This is a genomic window from Actinacidiphila oryziradicis, assembly GCF_005047355.1.
Lineage (GTDB): Bacteria > Actinomycetota > Actinomycetes > Streptomycetales > Streptomycetaceae > Actinacidiphila > Actinacidiphila oryziradicis.
In genome coordinates this window covers 1-2,819 of sequence record NZ_SUMC01000276.1, presented here as the reverse complement: position 1 = coordinate 2,819, position 2,819 = coordinate 1, and the positions used below count along the sequence as shown (strand labels likewise).

Annotated in this window: 3 protein-coding genes and 1 pseudogene; all 4 read left to right on the top strand. The window is 70.5% G+C overall.

Annotation, left to right across the window (positions count from 1 at the left end):
- Positions 1 to 688: PadR family transcriptional regulator (locus FCI23_RS55070; protein ID WP_322974071.1), on the top strand; the 688-nt coding region annotated here is incomplete at its 5' end.
- Between the two features lie 212 nt (positions 689 to 900).
- Positions 901 to 2,160 carry an FAD-dependent oxidoreductase gene (locus FCI23_RS55065; RefSeq protein WP_136731676.1) on the top strand — a complete coding sequence of 420 codons (1,260 nt, stop codon included), beginning with the start codon at positions 901 to 903 and terminating at the stop codon, positions 2,158 to 2,160.
- A 125-nt stretch (positions 2,161 to 2,285) separates the two neighbouring features.
- Positions 2,286 to 2,585: pseudogene (locus FCI23_RS64555) on the top strand (DNA polymerase III subunit beta family protein); the annotation flags it as partial.
- A gap of 16 nt (positions 2,586 to 2,601) precedes the next feature.
- On the top strand, positions 2,602 to 2,819 hold a 218-nt coding region (locus FCI23_RS62175; protein WP_246144935.1), incomplete at its 3' end, for a hypothetical protein.

Below are 2,819 nucleotides of genomic sequence, written 5' to 3'. Positions count from 1 at the left end.
CTCGGGAAGGAGGCGACCGCCGATGGCCGCGAAGCGCAAGGTCGACAACCTGATGGCCCTGTCGGTGCTCGCCACGGTCATGCAGCGGCCGATGCACCGCTACGAGATCGCCTCCCTGATCCGGGCCCATGGCAAGGACCAGGACATGGGTGTCAAGTGGGGCTCGCTCTACACGGTCGTCCAGAACCTGGCCAAGCACGGCTTCCTTGAGATCGTCGGCACGGACCGCCAAGGCGCGCGTCCGGAGCGGACGATCTACCGGATCACCGAGGCAGGCCGCCAGGAGATGCTCGACTGGACGCGCGAACTGCTGTCCACCCCGGAGCCCGAGAGCCCGCGGTTCGCCGCCGGGCTGTCGGTCCAGATGACCCTGCCGCCCGGCGAGGTCATCGCCCTGCTGCGGACCCGTCTGGGCGCGCTGGAGGCCTCCGTCGAGGACCAGCGGGCCTCCATGGCCGCCTATGCGCGGGACATCCCACGGCTGTTCCTCGTCGAGAACGAGTACACGCTCGCGCTCGTCGAGGCGGAGGCGGCCTGGGTGCGCGCGCTGCTCGACGAGCTCGAGACGGGGACGTTCCCCGGTCTGGCGACCTGGCAGGCGTTCCATGACACCGGAGAGCTCCCTCAGGAGCTCGTGGACCTCGCGGAGAAGGGGGCGACGCCCGCGCACCAGAGCGAGACCGAGTAGATCCGCCGTCGGCGGCGGTGCGCCAACACCGCCGCCGACGTTCGGGGCGGGGCTGTTGGGCAGCCCACCCCGCGAACACTCTCGAAACCGAAGTCCGTACGAGGCGAACCCGGCCGCGAGGTGGCAACCCAAGGATAGCTGGGCCCTTGTGCATGGCTTCGGTGAAGCGATCACCGCAGGAACCGACGCAGAACTCACACAAGGAGACCAGCATGTCCACGAACAGTTCCTCGAACGCATCCGCCGACGGAAAGCCCACCGGGCGCGCCGTCCGCACCGCCCTGGTCATCGGCGGCGGCATCGCAGGGCCCGTCGTCGCGACGGCCCTGCTCAAGGCGGGCATCGAAGCCGTCGTCCACGAGGCCTACCCGCAGCTGGACGAAGGCATCGGCGGCAGTCTGGCCCTGGCGCCCAACGGCGTGGCCGCCCTCGACGTGATCGGCGCCGGCGACGCGGTCCGAGCCATCTCCCTGCCGATCGCCCGCGCGGTCATGTCGGTCGGGGCCAAGACGGTCGCCCTGCCGGGGCTCGAAGGCGTCGAGCCCCTCCAACTCATCCGACGCGGCGACCTGCACCGCGTCCTGCACGATCGCGCCGCCGACGCGGGCGTCGTGTTCGAGTACGGCAAGCGCCTGGTCGACGCGCAGGAGGGACCAGACGGCGTCACCGCGCACTTCACCGACGGCACCACCGCCACGGCGCACGTCCTGATCGGCGCCGACGGTGTCCGCTCCACCGTCAGAACCCTGATCGACGCGGACGCGCCCAGCGCGGGCTACACCGGCCTGCTCAGCTTCCAGGGCTACGTCCCCGGCGACCTCCTGCCCGACCTCGAACCGGGCATCATGACCTTCGCGTTCGGCGCCCAGGCGTACTACCTGTACTGGAAGCAGGCCGACGGCCGCATCACCTGGGGCGCCAACTTGCCGTCCAAGCAGTACCTGTCGCTGACCGAAGCGCGCCAGACCCCGACCGAGGAATGGCTGCGGCAGCTGCGCGAGACCTACGCCGACGACACGCCAGGCGAGCTGCTGGCGCGGAACACGGACCCGGAGACGTTCGCCGTCAACGGCGCGATCCACATCATGCCGCCGATCCCGCACTGGCACCGCGGCCGCATGGTGCTGATCGGCGACGCGGTCCACGCGCCGTCCAACAGCACCGGCCAAGGCGCGTCGTTGGCGATCGAGAGCGGGATCCAGCTAGCCCGCTGCCTACGGGACCTGCCGGACGCCACGTCGGCGTTCGCGGCGTACGAACAGGTGCGGCGCGAGCGAGTCGAGAAGATCACGAAGCGCGGCGCGAGGACCAACCGCACCAAGACGCCGGGACCGATCGGCCGCAAGGTGATGCAGGTGACGATGCCGGTGTTCTTCCGTCTGCTGAACTTCGAGAAGTCGCTCGGGTGGGAACAGCGGTACCGGATCGACTGGGACGCGCGAGTGGAGGCTGAGGCAAAGGCTGCGGGCTGACGTTCCCCGCATCAGCCGTGGCTCTACGACGAACTCACCAAGACGCTTGCCGCCGCCGTCGCGGGTGAGCTGCCACCGCCGAGACCGTCGTCACCGTCGACGGCGACCAGCCGTCGACGTCTCAGGTGTCGGTCCCAGTCACGGTGCACCCGCTGGAGGAGTACCCGAGCCTGCCGCCCGCCGCGCCGCCGGTGGTCACCGTCGACGGCCCGGAGTTCTTCCGCCACCTGGCCCGCGTGCTGCCCGCCGCCGGGAAGGACAACACCCTGCCCGTCCTCACCATGGTGAGCCTCACACTGTCCGGCAGATCCCTGCGCATGGCCACGTCCGACCGCTACCGCCTCACCGTGGCCGACGTCCCCGCCCAGCCGCGGGAGACCGACACCGAAGCCGCCGAGCCGACCGAGGCCGTCCTGGTGCCTGCCCGCGTGCCGGCCCAGGTTGCCCAGGCACCTGGGCACGTACACCGGCCCGATCGCGATCGGCATCCGCGCCGAGGAACCGTCCCCGCTGGTCACCTTGAACATCGGGGGCGCCGAGATCACCATCGGCATCTACGAAGGCGAGCACATCAATCTGGACAACCACCAGCCCACCCAGCGGCACGCCGCCGTGACCGTCAGCCGCGCCGACCTGGTGAAGGCCGGTCGACTCCGACG

Bases quoted from the DNA above. Each gene is read 5' to 3' on its own strand.
- FCI23_RS55065 (WP_136731676.1), top strand. From the start codon at position 901: ATGTCCACGAACAGTTCCTCGAACGCATCCGCCGACGGAAAGCCCACC.